Raw genomic sequence first — 19,802 nt, forward strand, 5'->3', positions numbered from 1 at the left:
GCCGCGGCCCCACCCGGCAGTCCGCCCAGCGCGGTGACCCTTAGCGACACCCGGGACAGCATCACGTTGCGCTGGACCTACCCGCCGGGCGGCGAGGGTCCGGTGGTCATCGCCGGCGGCCGTGCCGGCCAGGAGCGCAACGTCTTCGCGACCCTGCCCGCGGGCACCAGCACGTACGTCATCTACGCGCTCAACCGCACCAACGACTACTGCTTCACGGTGGCCGTCGTCTGGTCCACCGACACCGTGGCCAGCTCCGAGCAGGTGTGCACCCGCCGGCGCTGACCACCGCGACCGTCAGCGTTTGTCGGTGCCGTCCTCGGCCGGCAGCGCGGGCAGCAGGAGGCACACCCGCAGACCCGCCGGCTGGCCGTCGACGTCGGTCAGGGCGATGCTGCCGCCGGCGCGTCGTACCAGCTCCCGCACGATGGCCAGACCGAGGCCGGCGCCGCCGTCGTCGCGGGCCCGGCCGTCGTCGAGCCGCGTGAACCGGCCGAAGACCCGCTCCCGGTCGGCCACCGGAATGCCGGGGCCGTCGTCGGTCACCGTCACCCGGTGATACGGCACTCCCCCGGTCTCGACCTCGGCGTCGGCCGCGAGCAGCACGCTGCCGCGCGCGTGCCGGACCGCGTTGTCGACCAGGTTCGCCAGTACGCGGCGCAGCTCGTCGGCGTTCCCGACCGTCCACAGCGGCCTGGTCAGCGGGGCCACGGAGACGGGCGGCGACGGATAGCGCGCGGCGACCTCTGTCAGCAGCCCGCCCAGCTCCACCGGGCCGGTGCCGCGCGCCTGCGGCGCCTCGTCCAGGCGGGCCAGCAGCAGCAGATCGTCGACAAGCCGGCTCAGCCTCTCGGTGTCGGCGAGCAGGTTGCCGGTCACCGCCGTCCAGTCGGTCCGGTCGGCGAGCCGCTGGGCGACCTCCAGCTCGGTCCGGATGTTCGTCAGCGGGCTGCGCAGCTCGTGCGCCGCGTCGGAGACAAACGCCCGCTGCCGGACCCGGGCCGACTCCAACCGGTCCAGCATGTCGTTGAGGGTGACCGCCAGCCGGTGGATCTCGTCGGCCGAGGCGGGCACCGGCAGGCGGCCTGTCCCGGCCCGTCCGGTGATCTCCTCGGCACCCCGGCGCAGCGCCTCGACCGGCCGCAGCGTCGCGCCCACCACCCGCCACGCCACCGCGGCGAGCACCGCCACCAGCAGCGGAAACGCCACCAGCAGGATGGTCCGGACCACGTGCGTGCTGTGCCGCACGTCGGCCATCGATCGGGCGACAAGCACGGTCAGCGGATCGGCGGCCGTACCGGCGGGCACGGTGACCACCCGCACCGGGCCGGTGAGCCCGACCCGCTCCGCCGGCACCTCCAGCCGTTGCCGCCGGCCCGGGTCCAGCCGCTGCGGCCGGACCATCGGCACCAGCCGGTCCGCGTCGATGGAGGCGGCCCGGATCCGCCCCTGCGCGTCGATGACCTGGACGCGGACCTGCCCGCCGGCCACCGGCAGCGGATCGGGCAGCGCGTCCTCGGCGGCGAGCAGCGCGACCGCGTCCGCGGTCCGGAACGCCTCGGTGTCCACGGTGCGTTGCAGCACGAACCCGAGCGCACCGAGCAGCACCACCCCGCCGAGCGCCAACCCGATGGTGAGGCCGAACACCCCGATCGCCATGAGCCGCCCCCGCAGCCCCAGCACCGGCAGCCGGCCCCGCCACGGCCGGCCGACCCCTGTCACGTCGCCAGCCGGTAGCCGGCGCCCCGCACGGTCTCCAGCCGGTCCCGGCCGAGCTTGCGGCGCAGGTAGCCGACGTAGACCTCGACGGCGTTCGGCGCGGTCTCGACGCTGGCGTCCCAGACGTGGTCCAACAACTCGGTCTTGGAGACGACCTGGCCGGGCCGGCGCATCAGGTAGTCCAGCAACGCGTACTCCCGCGCGGTGAGCGTCACCTCGGCGTCGGCCCGGGTGACCCGCCGGCGGGCCGGGTCCAGCCGCAGGTCGCCGACCGTGAGCACGGCCGGGCGTTCCGGCGCGCCCCGGCGCAGCAACGCCCGCAGACGGGCCAGCAGCACGACGTACGAGAAGGGCTTGGTCAGATAGTCGTCCGCCCCGCAGTCCAGGCCATCGGCCTGGTCGTACTCGCCGTCCTTGGCCGAGAGCATCAGCACCGGCAGCCAGTGCTGCTCCGCGCGCAACCGCCGGACCAGCTCGTAACCGGACAGGCCCGGCAGCATCACGTCGAGGATCATCGCGTCGTACCCACCGTGCCGGGCCGCGTCCAGGCCGGCCGGGCCGGTCGCCGCCACATCCACCGCGAACCCCTCGGCCTGCAGACCGCGTTGCAGGGCGGCCGCCAACCGGGCCTCGTCCTCCACCACCAGCAACCGCACAGCTCAAGGGTGCCACCCGGGTCAACGGTGACGGATCGGCGTCCTCAGCCCGTTCACAGCCGGGACCGGGCAGGATGGTGGGCAGGAGGTGCCCACCATGTTCGTCCTGAGAAGCCGTCCCGTCCTGCGCTGGCTGGTCCCCGCGACCGCCGCCGTCGCCGTCATCGGCGGTGGCGCGGCCATCGGCACGTTCGCCGCCGAGGCCGAACCGAGCCTGCCGCCCCGTACCGCCGCCCAACTCCTGGTCGATCTTCAGACCTCCCGGCTGGAGGGGTTGTCCGGCACCGTCGTGCAACGCGCCGACCTCGGCCTGCCGCCACTTCTCGGGCTGGTGCCCGGCAACGACGTGACCACCCTGCTGACCGGTACGCACACGCTGCGGGTCTGGTACTCGGGGCCGGAGCAGCAGCGGGTCGCGCTGCTGGACACCCTCGGCGAGCAGGATGTGATCCGCAACGGCCGGGACCTGTGGACCTGGCAGAGCCGCACCAACACCGCCAGCCACCGCACCCTGGGCGACGGCACCGTCGAGAAGGCGACCCCGCACGCCACGCCGAGTCTGCCGGCCACCCCGCAGGAGGCCGCCGACCTCGCTCTGGGCGCCATCGAGCCCAGCACCGAGGTCAGTGTCGGCCGGGCGGCCACCGTCGCCGGCCACGACGCGTACGAGCTGGTGCTCCAGCCGCGCGACAGCGACTCGCTGGTGCACCAGCTGCGCATCGCCATCGACGCCGAGCAGCACGTGCCGCTGCGTTTCGAGGTGCTGGCGAAGGGCAGTGACCAGCCGGCCTTCGAGGTCGCGTTCACCCAGGTCGACTACCGGCGTCCCGACGCCGACCAGTTCACGTTCAACCCGCCGCCCGGTGTGACCGTCAAGGAGGAGACCGCCGAGCGGCCGGCCGCCGGCGGTCGGCCCGAGCACGCCGCGCCGACCGGTGACTCCGGGGTACGGGCCGTCGGCTCCGGCTGGACGACGGTGCTGGTCGCCAAGCTCGACGGTGCGGTCGGCGGCAAGCCGGCCGACGCCAAGCCGGCCGTGCCGCCGGCCGGCGGCGCACCGGACGTCGACGTGTCGAAGCTGCTCGGCGGGTTGCCGGCGGTCAGCGGCGACTGGGGCAGCGGTCGACTGCTGACCAGCAAGCTGTTCAGTGTGCTGCTCACCGACGACGGCCGGGTGCTGGCCGGAGCGGTCACGCCGGAGCGGCTCTACCAGGCCGCTCGCGGCTGATCTCTCGTCGGGCACGCGCCGGGTCGACCACTGGTCGGCCCGGCGCTTCGTTGTGGGGATCACGTCGGCCTGTCCGGCTTGGTGAGAGCCGACGGAACGCGCTATCTTCAACAATTCGAGGGCACAAAAAAGAACGGCTTGAAAGCCGTTCCTGCAAAGGATTCTAATCTTTAGGGAGACGGCTTGTCAAGGCACTCCGGCGGTTCCGGTGAATTGCCGCTCGACGACGAGATCGGCCGCGAGCAGGAGTACGTCTCGATGCTCTACGACCGGCTGGACGGGCTCCGTGAACAGGCCGCCGACCGGCTGACCGACGCGCTGCGCAGCACCGGCGGCACCCTGCAGGACCGCTCCCAGCGCGACAGCTCGGTGGCCATGTACGTCGACCAGGTCGAGCAGTTCTCCGCCGTGGAGAACGGCCTCTGTTTCGGCCGGCTCGACGGCGACGACGACTCCCGCCGCTACATCGGCCGAATCGGCATCTTCGACACCAGCGGCGAGTACGACCCGCTGCTGATGGACTGGCGGGCCCCCGCCGCCCGCCCGTTCTACCTCGCCACCGCCGCCAACCCGCAGGGCGTACGCCGCCGCCGGCACCTGCGTACGCGCCAGCGGAAGGTGACCGGGCTCAACGACGAGGTGCTCGACATCGACACCGCCTCCCCCGGCGCGCACGAGGAGCTGACCGGCGAGGCGTCGCTGCTGGCCGCGTTGAACGCCGGGCGCACCGGCCGGATGCGCGACATCGTGGAGACCATCCAGGCCGAGCAGGACCGGATCATCCGCGCCGAACTGCCCGGCGTCATGGTGGTGCAGGGCGGCCCGGGCACCGGCAAGACCGCTGTCGCGCTGCACCGGGCGGCGTACCTGCTCTACACGCACCGACGGGAACTCTCCAGCCGGGGCGTGCTGCTGGTCGGCCCGAACGCGACCTTCCTGCGCTACATCTCGCAGGTGCTGCCGACGCTCGCCGAGACCGGTGTGCTGCTGCGTACCCAGGGCGACCTGTTCCCCGGGGTGAGCGCGCAACGGACCGAACCGGCCGAGACCGCCGCACTCAAGGGCCGGGCGGTGCTCGCCGAGGTGCTGGCGCTCGCCGTACGGGACCGGCAGTGGGTGCCGGACGAGCCGCTGGAGATCGAAATCGAGCGCGAGGCGCTCACCCTCGACCCGGAGACGGTGCGGGCCGCCCGGGACCGGGTACGCCGCACCGAACGCCCGCACAACCTGGCCCGGGCGCTGTTCGACGTGGAGATCGTGCACGCGCTCGCCGAGCAGGTGGCCGAACGGATCGGCGCCGACCCGCTGGGCGGGGACAACCTGCTCGACGAGGCCGACCGGGCCGAGATCCGCCGGGAGCTGCACGACGAGCCGGAGGTCAAGGCCACCCTCGACCGGCTCTGGCCGGTGCTCACCCCGCAGCGCCTGCTCGCCGACCTGTACGCCGACCCGGACCGGATCGCCGCCGCTACGCCGATGTTCACCGACGAGGAACGGGCGCTGCTGCACCGCGAGCCGGGTGGCTGGACACCCGCCGACGTGCCGCTGCTGGACGAGGCCGCCGAACTGCTCGGCGAGGACGAGCGGGCCGCCGCCGCCCGGCGGGACCGCATCCGCCGGATGGAGCGCGAGTACGCCGAGGGCGTGCTGGAGATCGCCCGGGGTTCCCGCTCGATCGACGTCGAGGACGAGGCCGAGGGTGGCGAGATCCTCGGCGTCACCGACCTGATCGACGCCGACCGGCTGCTGGAACGGCAGGAGGAGGCCGACCGGCTGACCACCGCGCAGCGCGCCGCCGCCGACCGGAAGTGGGCGTTCGGCCACATCATCATCGATGAGGCGCAGGAGTTGTCGCCGATGGCGTGGCGGCTGCTGATGCGCCGCTGCCCGAGCCGGTCGATGACCATCGTCGGGGACGTCGCGCAGACCGGCGCGCTCACCGGCACGCCCTCCTGGGCCGAGGCCCTGGCGCCGTACGTGGCGCAGCGGTGGCGGCTGACCGAGCTGACCGTCAGCTACCGCACGCCCGCCGAGATCATGGCGGTCGCCGCCGACGTCCTGGCCGAGATCGACCCGGAGCTGCGGCCGCCGCGCTCGGTGCGGGAGAGCGGCGTACCCCCGTGGGACCGGGCGGTGCCCGACGGGCAGCTGCCGGCGGAGCTGGTGTCGGCGGCCACCCGGGAGGCGGCCGGGCTGGTCGAGGGCCGCCTCGGCGTGATCGTGCCGGCCAGCCGGGTGGACGAGTTGGGCGCCGCCCTGACCGAGGCGCTGCCCGAGGCTGCCGTGGGCGAGCACCCGGAGCTGGAGAGCACCGTCGTCGTCCTGACCGTCGCGCAGGCCAAGGGGCTGGAGTTCGACTCGGTGCTCGTGGTCGACCCCGACCGGATGGTCGCCGAGTCGCCACGTGGGCGCAGCGACCTGTACGTCGCGCTCACCCGCGCCACCCAACGCCTGGGCGTCCTGCGCCCCGTTCGCTGACCCGTCCCGCCCCCACCGATGTGCCATGCCGGTGGGGGCGGGACCGCGTTCGAGGTCAGTCGTTGGACGTGTCCCTGATGGACTTGGCCGGCCCGGTCGCCGAGGTCGACTGGTCGCTGGTGCCGCCACCCCTCGGGGTGCTCAGACCACCGGTGGTGGCGTCGCCGGTCGTGGTCGGGGCGACAGTGCCCGGGTGCCGCTCGGGCTGCCGGGCCACCCGTCGTACGCTCGCCGGCCCGGCGGTGCCGCCGGTGGTGGTCACCGCGCCCTGCCCGCCGACGGGGCCACCGTCGCGCAGCACCTGGGGGTCGATCCGTTCGTTCGCCGGATCGAGCGGGTCGTCGCGCTGGATCTGACTCTCCACATCGGTGCGGGGCACCGTCACCTCGTCGAGGGCGCCCTCGCCGTACACGCCGCCGGCGATCCGGTCCTCCGCCCGGCGGGCGGCTTCCTGCCGAATATCGTCCTCACGCACGTCCATCACCTCGCAGAAGCTGTGGAACTGACTGCGTGCCCGGCCACCGGCCGGCCAAACCCGCGCTGGCCGGGAGGTCGTCCACGGCGGTTCACCGGCACGCCGCCCGCTGGCCGCCTGCCCGCAGCCCGAGATGTCCATGCTGTCCGGCGACCGGGGGGAGACGCCCGCCGGCAGGAGGGGAAGACAGCGTGCGCACAGTACGCCGTACCGCCGTCGCGGCCCTGGTGGCCGCGACGGTGACGACCGGGCTCGCGGTGCCCGCCCAGGCGAAACCGCGACCGGACCGGACATTCGACGTGCAGGCCCACCGCGGCGGCCTCGGGTTGCGGGTGGAGAACACCCTCGCCTCCTTCGGCAACGCTCTCCAACTCGGGGTCAGCACCCTCGAACTGGACGTGCAGATCACCGAGGACGGTCAGGCGGTCGTCACCCACGACCGGAAGATCAGCGGTGCCAAGTGCGTCGACACCGGCCCGGTGACGCCAGGCGACCCGGAGTTCCCGTACGTCGGGAAGTACATCAACACGCTCACCGTGGCCCAGGTGCGCTCGCTCGACTGCGGTTCCAGGGCGCTTGCGGACAAGCCCGGCCAGGTCGCCGTGCCGGGTGCCCGGATGCCGCTCTTGCGTGAGGTGTTCGCCCTGGTGAACCGCTATCGGGCGAAGGACGTGACGCTCAACGTCGAGACCAAGGTGGAGGCCGGCGCGCCGACCGAGACCGCGCCCCGCGAGCAGTTCGTCCGGGTCACGGCCGCCGAGATCCGCGCGGCCGGGCTGCTCAAGCAGGTCACCATCCAGAGCTTCGACTGGGGCGCGCTGATGCGCATGCGCCAGGTCGAACCGAAGCTCCCGCTGGTCGCCCTCACCAACTACGACTTCCTCCAGACCGGTCAGCCGGGCGCCTCGCCGTGGCTGGGCGGACTGGACATCGACGACTTCGGCGGCGACCCGATCAGGGCGATCCGCAGCTTCGGCGCCAGCGCCTTCTCGCCGGTGCACGGCATGCCGCAGAACGGCACCGTCACCGACCCGGGCTACCAGCCGTACGTCACGAAGGAGATGGTTGCCCAGGCGCACCGCTACGGGATCAAGGTGATCCCGTGGACCGTCGACGACGTGCCGACCATGACCAAGCTGATCGACGACGGCGTGGACGGCATCATCACCGACTACCCGGACCGGCTGCGCGGCGTGCTGGCGCAGCGCGGCTACCGGCTGCCGAAGGCGTACGCGGCGCCGTTCGACATCCAGGCGCACCGGGGCGGCCGGGCCACCCGGCCGGAGAACACCCTGCCGGCGTTCGCCAACGCACTGTCCAACCGGGCCATCTCCACCCTCGAACTGGACACCGGCGTCACCGCCGACGGCACGCTCGTGGTGCTGCACGACCGCACCGTCAACGGGTCGCACTGCGTCGACACCAAGCCGGTACGCCCCGGTGACCCGACGTTCCCGTACGTGGGCAAGCCGGTGCACGAGCTGACCCTGGCGCAGCTCAAGACCGTCGACTGCGGCACGAAGACGCTGCCCGAGCTGCCCGCCCAGGTGCCCGCGCCCGGTGCCCGGATCCCCACCCTGGACGAGGTCTTCGCCCTGGTGAAGGCCAGCGGCCGTACCGACATCGGGATGAACATCGAGACGAAGATCAGCCCGGTGGTGAACGACACCGAGCCGTACCGCAGCTTCACCCGCAAGCTCGTCGACGCCATCCAGCGGGCCGGCTTCACCAGCCGGGCCACCATCCAGTCGTTCGACTGGCGCACCATCACGTACGCCCACCAGCTCGACCGCCGCATCGGCACGGTCGGCCTCGTCTGGCAGTACGGCCCGACCGAGTGCGCCACCCTCGCCGACGAGTGCTCGCTGGAGGCCGTGTACGGCGACCCGTCGGTGAAGAGCCCGTGGACCGGTGGCCTGGACTGGTGGAAGTACCGGGACCTGGGCAAGCTGACCCGGGCCGCCGGGGCGGGCACGGTCTCGGCCAACTGGCAGGTGCACGACCCGAAGCAGGGCACTGTCGCCTCGGCCGACTGGTACCTGCGGGAGAACCCGGCGTACTTCCACGGACCGGACGTACGGACCCTTCAGACGCGGTACGAACTGAAGGTGATCCCGTACACCGTCGACGACGCGACGGTCATGCAGCGGGTCATCGACCTCGGTGTCGACGGCATCATCACCGACGACCCGGACCTGTTGGTGAGCGTGGCCGTCCGCAACGGCCTGCGCTGAGCGTGCGCTGACCCGACCGCCGGCCGCGTTTTTCCGGCCGGCGGTCGGTGTTACCTGCTCACCGGCCTCGGGTAGTCGGGGGGCGTCCCCGCCGTGAACACGACCGCGCCGTGACCGAAACGCGGTAGCGGGGCGAGGGAAGGCAGGTACGACTCATCGCATCCTGAGGAGGACCAGATGAGCACGCAGGCTGCTTCCACCCGGCCGATGAACCGGCCGATGAACGACCCGCAGAACCCCGCTGCCATGCGGGACACGCAGCAGATGCCGGTCATGCACGACGGGCGTCGGAACGACATGCGGGCACCCGGTACGGAGACCAAGCAGGCGTTCAAGACCACCGAGTTCTGGATCTACCTGATCGCGGTGGCCGCCGTACTGGGCGCGTCGCAGGTCGTGGGGCAGAACTCGGCCGGGGTGGACATCTTCCGGGCCGACAACGCCTGGTTCCTGATCACCCTGCTGACGCTGGGCTACCTCGGTAGCCGTGGTCTGGCCAAGGCCGGCAGCGCCTGGCGCAGCGGCGAGGAGCGCAAGACCCGGCACTGACCGGATCACAGCGCACAGTGGCCTCCGGGAGACTCTCCCGGAGGCCACTGTCGTGCGTGGACGACTACTCGTCGCCGCCGAAGTCGCCGAAGTCGCCCTCGAATGCGTCCTCGATCATCTCGCCGGCGATCATGCCGCCGGCGACGCCGAGCGCCGCGCCGGCCACCACGCCGCCCACACCCATGCCGCCGCGGCCGTGCCCGTGCCCGTGGCCCGAACCGTAGCCGTGCCCGTACTGGGAGCGCAGACTGCCGTAGTGGGAGGTCGTCTCGCGCAGCCAGCCGTCGACGACCTGCGCCCAGTCGACGCGGTCGACGTCGGCGTGCGACACCTGGTAGCGGCCGAAGGCGTCGTGCCCGGCGCTCAGGAAGCCGCCGCGCTTGTCGCACTCCAGGATCACCTCCACGCCACGCTGGCTGGTCACGAAGGTCAGCTCGACCTCGTTGATCGTGCTCGCGTACTGCGGGGAGGCGAAGAACTCGATCTCCTGGTAGAACGGCAGCGTCTGCTGGACGCCCCGGATGTGACCGCGCTCCAGGTCGGCGTGCTTGAACCGGAAGCCGAGCCGCTGGAACGCCTCCAGGATCCGCTCGTGCACCGGCAGCGGGTGCACCGCCACCTGGTCCAGGTCGCTCTTGTCGACCGCGCGCGCCACGGCCAACTCGGTGCGCAGGCCCATCGTCATGCCGTGCAGGCGCTGGCCGTACACGTCGGTGATCGGGGTCTCCCACGGCACCGGCAGTTGGAACGGGATGGACAACTGCTGCTTCGGGGCGAGTTCGAACGCGCCGCTGACGGCCATCCGGTGAAACTCGAGGGTGCCCGAGTATTCGGCGTCGTGCCCCTCGACCTCGACCCGGGTGACCAGACCGACAACCACCTGCTCGATGGCCGCGGGGGCATCACCACCGACGAGGTTCACCTGCCCGTCGAGGGTCAGGCCGGGCCGGGTGTTGGGGTTGGTCAGCACAGTGTCCACACTGGGACCGCCCACGCCGAACGCGCTCAACATCTTCTTGAAGACCATCGGAACTCCTGTGCGACGCCGACCGCTCCAGGTTGGAGTCGGACGTTGACTCGACCGGCACCCTATCCAGCACCCCTGTGAGGTGGCTGTGAAGCGCCACGTTCCACCGCGGGTGTCGTGACGAGTCGGGTGGCTTGGGTGGAGAGCCCAAGGTCCGCCCAGGATCAGGGAAACTGCTGCCTCTACGAGGCTTGAGGGGCCAATATCCCTGTTCTTGCTCGGATCTTGGCCCGACCGTGTCGGTGCAGGGGCGGCCGGACCGCATGGCGTCAGGGTTCCACGATGACCAGCTCGCCCACCTGCTCGCCGATCACGGTGCGCGCCTCGGCCGGCAGGCCGACGTCGGTGATCAGCACGTCGGCGGCCTCCAGTGGGGCGATGGTGGCGATGCCGATGGTCTCCCACTTGGTGTGGTCGGCGAGCACCACGAGCCGGCGGGCCGCGCCGATGAGGCAGCGGTTCACGCCGGCCTCCAGCAGGTTCGGCGTGGTGAAGCCGGTACGCGGGCTGAGCCCGTGCACACCCAGGAACAGCAGGTCGACGTTGAGGGCGCTGATGGCCGCCTCGGCCACCGGCCCGGTCAGCGCGTCCGACGGGGTGCGGATGCCGCCGGTCAGCACGACGGTCTGGTCGGCGCGGGGATTCTGGTAGAGCGCGTCGGCCACCGGGATCGAGTTGGTCACAACGGTCAGCCCGCGTACGTCAGACAGGAGCGTGGCCAGCGCGGCGGTGGTGGTGCCGGCGGACAGCGCGATGGCCATCCCCGGTTCCACCATGCCCGCCGCCCGTTCGGCGATGGCCCGCTTCTCCTCCTGCTGGCGGATCGACTTCGCGGCGAAGCCGGGCTCCTCGGCCGATCCCGGACCGGCGAGCGTCGCGCCGCCGTGCACCTTGTCGACCAGGCCGCGCTCGGCGAGCACCTCCAGGTCGCGCCGGATCGTCATGTCGGATACGCCGAACCGGCTGACCAGGTGACTCACCCGCACGCCGCCGCGCTGGCGGATCAGATCGAGGATGGCGGTCTGCCGCTGCTGGGCGAGCATCTGGGGAACCTCCTTCGTGCCGTGGCCGTCGTGCGGATCAGGCCCGATCCTCACGGACGACCGCCACCTCCCCGGCGGGTACCGTCAGCTCACCGGCACACCGCGCGCCGGTCAACAGCTCGACGCCGGCCACCGGGAGCCGGATCTCCGCCCCGGTGTGGTTGAGGACGAACAGCCAGGTCCGCTCGCCGTCGCGCCGTCGTACCACCTCCACGCCGGGCGGAGCCGGCGCCGCCGGGCGGACGCCGGCCTCGTCGAGGAGCCGGGCGACCAGCCGGTCGGTGGCCGGCTCGTCCAGCCGGGTGGCGACGTACCACGCGGCGCCGTCGCCCACCCGGTGCCGGGTCAGCGCCGGCACGCCCGGCAAGGGCCCATCGGTGTACGACGCCAGCACCTCGGCGCGGTCGGGGTGCACCCACTCGGCCCACACGTCGGCGGTGCTGCCGTCGTCGAGGCGCACCTGTTCGCCCGCGCGCAGCGGGAAGAACTCCTCGGTGCGTACGCCGAGCAGGTCACGGAACGCACCCGGGTAGCCGCCCAGCCGGATGTGGTCGTTCTCGTCGACGATGCCGCTGAAGTAGGTGACCGCCACCGTGCCGCCGGCCTCGACGTACCGGCGCAGTGCCTCGACGTCGGCGTCGCGTATCAGGTAGAGGGTGGGTGCCAGAACCAGCCGGTAGCCGCTCAGGTCGGCCGACGGGTGCACGACGTCGGCGGTCACGCCGGCCCGCCACAACGCACCGTGCAGGGCGGTGAGCCGGTCGGTGTAGGTGACGTCGACGCTGGGGCGTGAATCCAACTCGACCCCCCACCATGCCTCCCAGTCGAACAGGATCGCCACGTCGGCGTCCACCCGGCTGCCGCGTACCTCGGCGAGCGCCTTCAGGTCCGCACCGAGCTGGCACACCTCGCGGAACACCTTGGTGTCCGGGCCGGCGTGCGGCACCAGGGCGGAGTGGAACTTCTCCGCCCCGGCCCGGGAGGCCCGCCACTGGAAGAACAGCACACCGTCCGCACCGCGGGCGACGTGCGCGAGACTGTTGCGGCGCAACTGCCCGGGAAGCTTCGCCACGTTGCGCGGCTGCCAGTTGACGGCGCTTGTGGAGTGCTCCATGAGCAGCCACGGGTCACCCCCGGCGACGCCCCGCGTGTGGTCGGCGGCGAGCGCCAACCCGAGATGCGCCACAGGCTCCGCGGCGGTCAGGTAGTGGTCGTTGGAGACGAGGTCCACGTCGGCGGCCCAGGAGTGGTAGTCCATGTGCTTGACGTTCATGCCGATCATGAAGTTGGTGGTGACCGGCTGCTGGACCAGCGTCTTGAGCAGCGCGCGTTCGGCGCGCAGTTGGGCGCGCTGCTCGTCGGAGGAGAAGCGCAGGAAGTCCAACTGCTGCGTGGGGTTGGCGAAGGTCGGCGCGGTGCGCGGCGGGTTGATCTCGGCCCAGTCGCCGTAGCGCTGGCTCCAGAAGGCCGTACCCCAGGAGTCGTTGAGCCGGTCCAGGTCGCCGTAGCGCTCGCGCAGCCAACCCCGGAACGCCTCGGCGCTGACGTCGCAGTAGCAGTGCACGTTGTGGCAGCCCAGCTCGTTGGAGACGTGCCACATCACCACGGCGGGATGCTCGGCGTACCGGCCGGCGACCGCGCGTACCAGCTCCAGTGACCGCTCGCGGAACACCGGGGAACTGGGACAGTACGCCTGCCTGCCGCCCGGCCAGAGGACCGCGCCGTCGGCCCGGCGGGGCAGGGTCTCCGGGTGCGCGCGGGCCAGCCAGGGTGGCGGGCTGGCGGTGGCCGTGGCCAGGTCGACCTGGATGCCGCCGTCGTGCAGCAGATCCAGGACACGGTCCAGCCAGCCGAACTCGAACCGGCCCGGGCTGGGCTCCAGCAGCGCCCAGGAGAAGATGCCGACGGAGACCAGGTTGACCCCGGCCCGGCGCATCAGCTCGACGTCCTCGGACCAGGTCTCCTCGGGCCACTGCTCGGGGTTGTAGTCGCCGCCGAAATAGATGCCGTCACCCTGCCATCGCCGCATGACAGCTGAGGGTGCACCCGGCGGTCCACGCAAGTCAACAGGTTCCAACATCGATTTCCTTTCCAACGTTTACCACGTAACGGCCGCGTCACGACTGGGTTATCAGAGGCGAACAGCCCTCTTGACAGCGCCCTGCGGACGGGTAGCTTGAGGCCCCAATGGCCGTTCGTGTTCGCCAATGTGGATTCTCGGTGGATCCCGATGTGTCATCACGACGGCGGTTCCGCCCTCACCACCTCTGATGGCCCTTGGACTAGCACCTCTTCATCCGCAGGAGGCACAGATGTCCCGTCCCCGATCCCAAGCCGAGTACCTGGCTCGGCTCGTACCGCCCTCCGTCGCCGGCATCAACCGACGCTCGCTGCTGGCCGGCGCGGCCGGCACGGGCGCGCTGCTCGGCACCGGCCTGCTCGCCGGCTGCGGCGACGACTCCGGCTCCGGCGGGTCCAGCAAGGACGTGTCGCTCGGGTCCAACCAGTCCGACCCGAAGCCCAAGGACGTCCTGGTGAAGGTCACCGACGGGTTCAAGACCTCGTCCGGCGTCCAGGTCGCGGTGAACACGGTCGACCACAACACGTTCCAGGAGAACATCAACAACTACCTCCAGGGCAAGCCGGACGACGTGTTCACCTGGTTCGCCGGCTACCGGATGCGCTTCTTCGCGCAGAAGGGCCTGGCCAGCGACATCAGCGACGTGTGGAGCAAGCTGTCCGGCTACTCCGACGCGTTCAAGAAGGCATCCACCGGCGACGATGGCAAGCAGTACTTCGTCCCGGCGTCGTACTACCCGTGGGCCGTCTTCTACCGCAAGTCGGTCTGGAAGCAGTACGGCTACCAGGTGCCCACGACCCTGGACCAGTTCACCGCGCTCGGCGCGCAGATGAAGAGGGACGGCCTGACCCCGATCGCCTTCGCCGACAAGGACGGCTGGCCGGCGATGGGCACCTTCGACATCCTCAACCTGCGGATCAACGGCTACCAGTTCCACATCGACCTGATGGCCGGCAAGGAGGCCTGGACCTCCGACAAGGTCAAGAAGGTCTTCGACACCTGGGCCGGCCTGCTCCCCCTGCACCAGCCGGACAGCCTCGGACGTACCTGGCAGGAGGCCGCCCAGTCGTTGCAGCAGAAGAAGAGCGGCATGTACCTGCTCGGCCTCTTCGTCGGCCAGCAGTTCACCACCGAGGAGCAGGACGACCTCGACTTCTTCACCTTCCCCGAGATCGATCCGTCCATCGGCGCCAAGGCGCTGGACGCGCCGATCGACGGGTACATGATGGCCCGCAAGCCCAAGAACGAGGACAACGCCCGCAAGCTGCTGGAGTACTTCGGTGGCAAGGACGCGGCGGACATCACCGTCAAGAACGACCCGGCCACCCTGGTCGCCAACACCGGCGCGGACGTCAGCGGCTACACCGCCCTGCAGAAGAAGGCCGCGGAGCTGGTCGGGTCGGCCACCGAGATCGCCCAGTTCCTCGACCGGGACACCCGACCGGACTTCGCCTCAACGGTGATCATCCCGGCGATCCAGCAGTTCATCAAGGACCCCAAGGACATCGGCGGGCTCACCTCGTCCATCGAGAACCAGAAGAAGTCGATCTTCACCGACTGACGGCGGAAAGGGGAGGACATCGTGTCCGACCTGCCCCTGATCCAAGCGGATCGCGCCGTGCCGCCGCCGGCCGCGACCACCTCCACGGGTGGTCGTCGCCGGCGGCTACGGCTCCTGTCCCGCACCGACCGCGTGGTCGTCACGCTGATGGTGCTCGTCCCGCTGCTGATCGTCACCGGCTTCGTCTGGCTGCCGGCGGCGGCCACCGTGCTGCTCTCCGGCACCAACTGGGACGGCATCGGCCCACTCAACGAGATCGAGTTCGTCGGCGCGCGCAACTACAGCGACGTGGTGAACATCTACCCGCCGTTCGTGCCGGCGATCCAGCACAACCTGCTCTGGCTGGCGGTGCTGTTCGTGGTCGCCACCCCGTTCGGCATGTTCCTGGCCGTGCTGCTGGACAAGGAGTTGCGGGGCAGCCGCTTCTACCAGACCGCGCTCTACCTGCCGGTGGTGCTCTCGCTCGCGCTTATCGGCTTCGTCTGGCAGCTGCTCTACTCTCGCGACCAGGGGCTGATCAACGCCGTCTTCGGCAGCAACATCGACTGGTACGGCGACTCGAACGTCAACATCTGGGCGGTCATGGTCGCCTCCGGTTGGCGGCACGTCGGCTACATCATGCTGCTCTACCTGGCCGGGCTGAAGGGCGTCGACCCGTCGCTGCGGGAGGCCGCCGCGGTCGACGGCGCCTCGGAGAGCCGGACGTTCTTCCGGGTCGTGTTCCCGGTGCTGCGGCCGATCAACATCATCGTGCTGGTGGTTACGGTGATCGAGTCGCTGCGCGCGTTCGACCTGGTCTGGGTGGTCAACAAGGGCCGCAACGGGTTGGAGCTGATCTCCGCGCTGGTCACCCAGAACGTGGTGGGTGAGGCGAGCCGGATCGGGTTCGGCTCGGCCCTTGCGACGATCATGCTGGTCGTCTCGCTGGTCTTCATCACCATCTACCTGGCGACAGTGATGAGGGAGGACCGGCAATGAGCACCCGCAGGCCAACCCCGCTGCGGCTGCTGCTGCACGGCTTCCTCATCGTCGTCGCGCTGGTCTGGCTCTTCCCGATCGCCTGGGCGGTGCTGACCTCACTGCGCTCGTACGAGTACACCGCCGCGAACGGCTACGTGTCGTTCGGCGGCTGGACCTTCGACAACTACGTCACCGCCTGGCGGACGGCGGAGTTTGGGCAGCACTTCCTCAACTCGGTGTACATCACCGTGCCGGCGGTGCTGCTGACCCTCTTCCTCGCCTCCTGCGTGGCGTTCGTCATCGCGCGGTTCAGCTGGAAACTCAACCTGGTCCTGCTCGGCATCTTCACCGCGGCCAACCTGCTGCCCCAGCAGGCGCTGCTCATCCCGCTGTTCCGGCTGTTCACCGAGGTGCCGCTGCCGGAGTTCATGAGCGACTCGGAGCTGCTCTACGACAGTTACTGGGGCCTGATCCTGATCAACGTGGCCTTCCAGTGCGGCTTCTGCGTCTTCGTGCTCAGCAACTACATGAAGGCGCTGCCCCGCGACCTGTACGAGGCGGCGATGGTCGACGGCGCGAGCATCTGGCGGCAGTACTGGCAGGTCACCATGCCGCTGTGCCGGCCGGCCCTGGCCGCGCTGGCGACGCTGGAGGTGACCTGGATCTACAACGAGTTCTTCTGGGCCACCGTCCTGATGCGTACCGGCGACAAGTTCCCGGTGACCAGCTCGCTCAACAACCTGCGCGGCGAGTTCTTCACCGACAACAACCTGGTCTCGGCGGGCAGCGTGCTCGTCGCGATCCCCACCCTGGTGATCTTCTTTATGCTCCAGCGGCACTTCGTCCGGGGCCTGACCTTGGGAGCCTCAAAGGGATGACGATCCTGCACCTGCGCCGCGCGCGGACCAGCCTGGTGCTCGACGCGCGCGGCCCGGGGCTGCCCCGGGTCGTGCACTGGGGTGGCGACGTCGGCGACCTCGACGACGAGGGCCTGCGCCAGCTCACCGACGCGACCGTACCGCCGGTGGTGCCGAGCAGCTTCGACGAGCCCGCCGTGCTGTCCCTGCTGCCGGAGCCGAGCGCCGGCTGGAGCGGCCGGCCGGGTCTGGCGGGGCACCGTGACGGGCGGGACTGGTCCACGGCGTTCCGGTTGGACGGTCTCGACGTCGACCAGCCCGCCGACGCCCCGGCGCGGGTGGTCGTGCGGGCGTCGGACCCGGCCGCCGGACTGGCCCTGACCATCGAGCTCACACTGGACCGGCGCGGCCTGCTGACCATCCGCCACCGGCTGCGCAACGACGGCGACGGCGCGTACGAGCTGCGGGAGCTGACGCCTGTGCTGCCGGTGCCGGCGGTCGCCACCGAACTGCTCGACCTGACCGGCCGCTGGTGTCGGGAACGCTCCCCGCAGCGGCACCCGTGGCAGCACGGCGCCTGGGTCCGCGAGGGACGGCACGGCCGTACCGGGCACGACGCCACGCTGCTGCTGGTGGCCGGCACTCCCGGGTTCGGCTTCGGCCACGGCGAGGTGTGGGCGGTGCACACCGCGTGGAGCGGTGACCACGTCACGTTCGCCGAGCGCCGTCCCACAGGCGAGTCGACCCTCGGCGGCGGCGAGCTGCTGGCTCCCGGTGAGATCCGGCTCGGGCCCGGCGAGTCGTACGACACTCCCCTGCTCTACGCCGTCTGGTCCGATGCCGGGCTGGACGGGCTCAGCGACGTACTCCATTCCCACCTGCGGGCCCGGCCCGGGCACCCGCGCTCCCCGCGCCCGGTCACGCTCAACGTCTGGGAGGCGGTCTACTTCGACCACGACCTGGACCGGCTGCGCGCGCTCGCCGACCGGGCGGCGCAGATCGGGGTGGAACGGTTCGTGCTCGATGACGGCTGGTTCCGCGGCCGGCGCGACGACACCGCCGGGCTCGGCGACTGGTACGTCGACGAGGGCGTCTGGCCCGACGGCCTGCAACCGCTGATCGACCACGTCACCGGCCAGGGCCTCCAGTTCGGCCTCTGGGTCGAGCCGGAGATGGTCAATCCCGACTCGGACCTGTTCCGCGCGCACCGCGACTGGCTGCTGGCCGTGCCGGGGCGGCTGCCGCCGGCCTGGCGCAACCAGCAGGCGCTCGACCTGGGCCGCCCCGAGGCGTACGACTATGTGCTGGAACGACTCGACGCACTGCTCAGCGACCATCGGGGAATCAGTTACCTCAAGTGGGACCAGAACCGGGACCTCACCGAGGCCGGGCACCACGGCCGCCCTGGCGTGCACGGGCAGACCGCGGCTGTCTACCGGCTCCTCGACGAGTTGCGCGGTCGACACCCGGGCGTGGAGATCGAGAGCTGCTCGTCCGGTGGGGCCCGGGTGGACCTGGCCATCCTGGCCCGCACCGACCGGGTCTGGGCCAGCGACTGCAACGACGCCCTGGAACGGCTCGCCATCCAGCGCTGGACCGGGCTGCTGCTGCCACCGGAACTGATCGGCACGCACATCGGCCCGGAACGCTCGCACACCACCCACCGCGTGCACGACCTGGGTTTCCGGGCGGCCACCGCGCTGTTCGGCCACCACGGCATCGAGTGGGACATCGCGTCGATCAGCGCCGCCGAGCAGGCCGAGCTGGCCGCCTGGGTGGCGCTGCACAAGCGGCTGCGTCCGCTGCTGCACGCTGGCCGGGTGGTCCGGGTCGACCACCCGGACCCGGCCGTCTGGGCGCACGGCGTGGTCGCGGGTGACAAGACCCAAGCGGTGTACGCGGTGGCACGGCTGGCCACCTCGGTGACGCAGGTTCCGGGCGCGGTACGACTGCCCGGCCTCGACCCGGACCGGCGTTACCGGGTGCGGCCGGCGGCCGACGTACCGGCCCCGGCGACCATCGACCGGTCCACGCCGATCTGGCTGGCGACCGGTGTCACGCTCACCGGCGCGGCGCTGGCCCGGGTCGGGGTGCAGGTGCCCGCGCTGCACCCGGAGCAGAGCCTAATCCTGGAGGTCGACACCGTCGACTGAGCGGATCGGGCCGACGGCAGCGGCGGGCGCCGGCACTAGCCTGGGCACCGACGATGTCACCCGACCACGAAGGACTGAGGGCGCATGGCATACGTGCTGCTGGGGATCGCCATCGCCGCCGAGGTGCTGGCGACCAGCCTGATCAAGAGCACCGCCGGGTTCAGCCGCCTGTGGCCGACTGTGGGTTGCCTCGCCGGTTACGGGGTGGCGTTCCTCCTGCTGGCCCAGGCGGTCAAGGAGATACCGGTAGGTGTCGCGTACGCGCTCTGGTCGGGTCTGGGCACTGCGGCCATCGTGGCGGTCGGGGCGGTGTTCCTGGGCGAGTCGGTCGGGCTGGTGAAGCTCACCGGCATCGCTCTGATCATCGCCGGGGTGGTCGTCGTGAACCTGGTCGGAGAGCACTGACCACGACCGGCGTGGTGGCCAGGCCCGGCGCGGGCCCGGCCACCAGCCCGTCGGTTCAGCTCGCCGTGCAGCTCACCACCGGCGCGGCGTTCGTGCCGGTCCAGCCGCCGATGAAGCCGAAGCTGGTGCTGGCTCCGGCGGCCAGCCGTCCGTTGTAGTCCACGTTGCGCGCCGTCACCGTGGTGCCGCTGCTGGTGAGGGCCACGTTCCAGGACTGGGTGACGCTCTGCCCGTTGGCGAAGGTCCACCTGGCGGTCCAGCCGGTGATCGCCCGCGCGCCGGCGGTCACCCGTACCTCACCCTGGAAGCCACCCTGCCAGGAGTTGGTGATCGTGTATGTCGCGGTGCAGCCACCGTTCGGCGGGGGCGTGGTGGGG

At 71.2% G+C, this 19,802-nt stretch carries 17 protein-coding genes; 10 read left to right on the forward strand and 7 right to left on the reverse strand.

What is annotated here, in order from left to right; genetic code table 11:
- The coding region (locus FHG89_RS19430) for a fibronectin type III domain-containing protein (protein ID WP_139585812.1) at positions 1-285 on the forward strand (285 nt) is incomplete at its 5' end.
- 12 nt (positions 286-297) lie between these two features.
- Here the strand turns inward: FHG89_RS19430 and FHG89_RS19435 are convergent.
- The gene (locus tag FHG89_RS19435; protein WP_139585826.1) at positions 298-1,659 is read right to left on the reverse strand and encodes a sensor histidine kinase; all 1,362 of its coding nucleotides are present in this window, start codon (positions 1,657-1,659) and stop codon (positions 298-300) included.
- A gap of 59 nt (positions 1,660-1,718) precedes the next feature.
- Complete coding sequence (locus FHG89_RS19440) at positions 1,719-2,375, reverse strand: response regulator transcription factor (RefSeq protein ID WP_139585813.1); 657 nt, start codon at positions 2,373-2,375, stop codon at positions 1,719-1,721.
- A gap of 97 nt (positions 2,376-2,472) precedes the next feature.
- Here FHG89_RS19440 and FHG89_RS19445 point away from each other — a divergent pair, with 97 nt between their 5' ends.
- Both FHG89_RS19445 and FHG89_RS19450 read left to right on the forward strand, forming a co-directional pair.
- Positions 2,473-3,603, forward strand: coding sequence for a LolA family protein (locus tag FHG89_RS19445; protein WP_139585814.1), 1,131 nt, complete (start codon positions 2,473-2,475; stop codon positions 3,601-3,603).
- Between the two features lie 258 nt (positions 3,604-3,861).
- Positions 3,862-6,081: a HelD family protein gene (locus tag FHG89_RS19450; protein ID WP_208761022.1), complete on the forward strand. Its 2,220-nt coding sequence runs from the start codon at positions 3,862-3,864 to the stop codon at positions 6,079-6,081.
- Positions 6,082-6,136: 55 nt separating this feature from the next.
- On the opposite strand, the gene FHG89_RS19455 is transcribed toward FHG89_RS19450, so the two are convergent.
- A complete protein-coding gene (locus FHG89_RS19455; protein ID WP_139585816.1) occupies positions 6,137-6,556 on the reverse strand; it encodes a hypothetical protein in 420 nt (139 codons plus the stop codon).
- Positions 6,557-6,747: 191 nt separating this feature from the next.
- Between FHG89_RS19455 and FHG89_RS19460 the strand changes: the two genes are divergently transcribed.
- Together FHG89_RS19460 and FHG89_RS19470 are read left to right on the forward strand one after the other, a co-directional pair.
- Positions 6,748-8,790, forward strand: coding sequence for a glycerophosphodiester phosphodiesterase family protein (locus tag FHG89_RS19460; protein ID WP_139585817.1), 2,043 nt, complete (start codon positions 6,748-6,750; stop codon positions 8,788-8,790).
- A 264-nt stretch (positions 8,791-9,054) separates the two neighbouring features.
- Positions 9,055-9,339: a hypothetical protein gene (locus FHG89_RS19470; protein WP_400311926.1), complete on the forward strand. Its 285-nt coding sequence runs from the start codon at positions 9,055-9,057 to the stop codon at positions 9,337-9,339.
- Positions 9,340-9,403: 64 nt separating this feature from the next.
- On the opposite strand, the gene FHG89_RS19475 is transcribed toward FHG89_RS19470, so the two are convergent.
- The 3 genes from FHG89_RS19475 to FHG89_RS19485 all read right to left on the reverse strand — a co-directional run bounded on the left by FHG89_RS19475 (position 9,404) and on the right by FHG89_RS19485 (position 13,438).
- Complete coding sequence (locus FHG89_RS19475; protein ID WP_139585819.1) at positions 9,404-10,366, reverse strand: sporulation protein; 963 nt, start codon at positions 10,364-10,366, stop codon at positions 9,404-9,406.
- Positions 10,367-10,635: 269 nt separating this feature from the next.
- Complete coding sequence (locus tag FHG89_RS19480) at positions 10,636-11,409, reverse strand: DeoR/GlpR family DNA-binding transcription regulator (protein ID WP_139585827.1); 774 nt, start codon at positions 11,407-11,409, stop codon at positions 10,636-10,638.
- Positions 11,410-11,446: 37 nt separating this feature from the next.
- Positions 11,447-13,438: a beta-galactosidase gene (locus tag FHG89_RS19485; protein WP_139585820.1), complete on the reverse strand. Its 1,992-nt coding sequence runs from the start codon at positions 13,436-13,438 to the stop codon at positions 11,447-11,449.
- Positions 13,439-13,721: 283 nt separating this feature from the next.
- Between FHG89_RS19485 and FHG89_RS19490 the strand changes: the two genes are divergently transcribed.
- The 5 genes from FHG89_RS19490 to FHG89_RS19510 all read left to right on the forward strand — a co-directional run bounded on the left by FHG89_RS19490 (position 13,722) and on the right by FHG89_RS19510 (position 19,425).
- The gene (locus FHG89_RS19490) at positions 13,722-15,050 is read left to right on the forward strand and encodes an ABC transporter substrate-binding protein (protein ID WP_139585821.1); all 1,329 of its coding nucleotides are present in this window, start codon (positions 13,722-13,724) and stop codon (positions 15,048-15,050) included.
- Positions 15,051-15,071: 21 nt separating this feature from the next.
- Entirely contained in the window at positions 15,072-16,028 is a 957-nt protein-coding gene (locus tag FHG89_RS19495; RefSeq protein WP_139585822.1) for a carbohydrate ABC transporter permease, read from the forward strand.
- A complete protein-coding gene (locus FHG89_RS19500) occupies positions 16,025-16,888 on the forward strand; it encodes a carbohydrate ABC transporter permease (RefSeq protein WP_139585823.1) in 864 nt (287 codons plus the stop codon). The genes FHG89_RS19495 and FHG89_RS19500 overlap by 4 nt, the downstream gene beginning before the upstream one ends.
- The gene (locus tag FHG89_RS19505) at positions 16,885-19,020 is read left to right on the forward strand and encodes an alpha-galactosidase (RefSeq protein ID WP_139585824.1); all 2,136 of its coding nucleotides are present in this window, start codon (positions 16,885-16,887) and stop codon (positions 19,018-19,020) included. Before FHG89_RS19500 ends, FHG89_RS19505 begins: the two co-directional genes overlap by 4 nt.
- Before the next feature lie 84 nt (positions 19,021-19,104).
- Positions 19,105-19,425 (forward strand): DMT family transporter, encoded by a 321-nt coding sequence (locus FHG89_RS19510; RefSeq protein ID WP_139585825.1) that lies wholly within the window; start codon positions 19,105-19,107, stop codon positions 19,423-19,425.
- Positions 19,426-19,480: 55 nt separating this feature from the next.
- Here the strand turns inward: FHG89_RS19510 and FHG89_RS19515 are convergent.
- Positions 19,481-19,802, reverse strand: a 322-nt coding sequence (locus tag FHG89_RS19515) for a cellulose binding domain-containing protein (protein WP_208761021.1), incomplete at its 5' end; no start/stop codon positions are given.

The sequence above is a fragment of the Micromonospora orduensis genome (genome assembly GCF_006228125.1).
Lineage (GTDB): Bacteria > Actinomycetota > Actinomycetes > Mycobacteriales > Micromonosporaceae > Micromonospora > Micromonospora orduensis.

What these genes read in the sequence shown, in the direction of transcription:
- FHG89_RS19450 (WP_208761022.1), top strand. Translation starts at nt 3,862, where the DNA reads ATGCTCTACGACCGGCTGGACGGGCTCCGTGAACAGGCCGCCGACCGG.
- FHG89_RS19490 (WP_139585821.1), top strand. Translation starts at nt 13,722, where the DNA reads ATGTCCCGTCCCCGATCCCAAGCCGAGTACCTGGCTCGGCTCGTACCG.
- FHG89_RS19500 (WP_139585823.1), top strand. Translation starts at nt 16,025, where the DNA reads ATGAGCACCCGCAGGCCAACCCCGCTGCGGCTGCTGCTGCACGGCTTC.
- FHG89_RS19505 (WP_139585824.1), top strand. Translation starts at nt 16,885, where the DNA reads ATGACGATCCTGCACCTGCGCCGCGCGCGGACCAGCCTGGTGCTCGAC.
- FHG89_RS19475 (WP_139585819.1), bottom strand. Translation starts at nt 10,366, where the DNA reads ATGGTCTTCAAGAAGATGTTGAGCGCGTTCGGCGTGGGCGGTCCCAGT.
- FHG89_RS19435 (WP_139585826.1), bottom strand. Translation starts at nt 1,659, where the DNA reads ATGGCGATCGGGGTGTTCGGCCTCACCATCGGGTTGGCGCTCGGCGGG.
- FHG89_RS19510 (WP_139585825.1), top strand. Translation starts at nt 19,105, where the DNA reads ATGGCATACGTGCTGCTGGGGATCGCCATCGCCGCCGAGGTGCTGGCG.
- FHG89_RS19445 (WP_139585814.1), top strand. Translation starts at nt 2,473, where the DNA reads ATGTTCGTCCTGAGAAGCCGTCCCGTCCTGCGCTGGCTGGTCCCCGCG.
- FHG89_RS19480 (WP_139585827.1), bottom strand. Translation starts at nt 11,409, where the DNA reads ATGCTCGCCCAGCAGCGGCAGACCGCCATCCTCGATCTGATCCGCCAG.
- FHG89_RS19485 (WP_139585820.1), bottom strand. Translation starts at nt 13,438, where the DNA reads ATGCGGCGATGGCAGGGTGACGGCATCTATTTCGGCGGCGACTACAAC.
- FHG89_RS19470 (WP_400311926.1), top strand. Translation starts at nt 9,055, where the DNA reads ATGCCGGTCATGCACGACGGGCGTCGGAACGACATGCGGGCACCCGGT.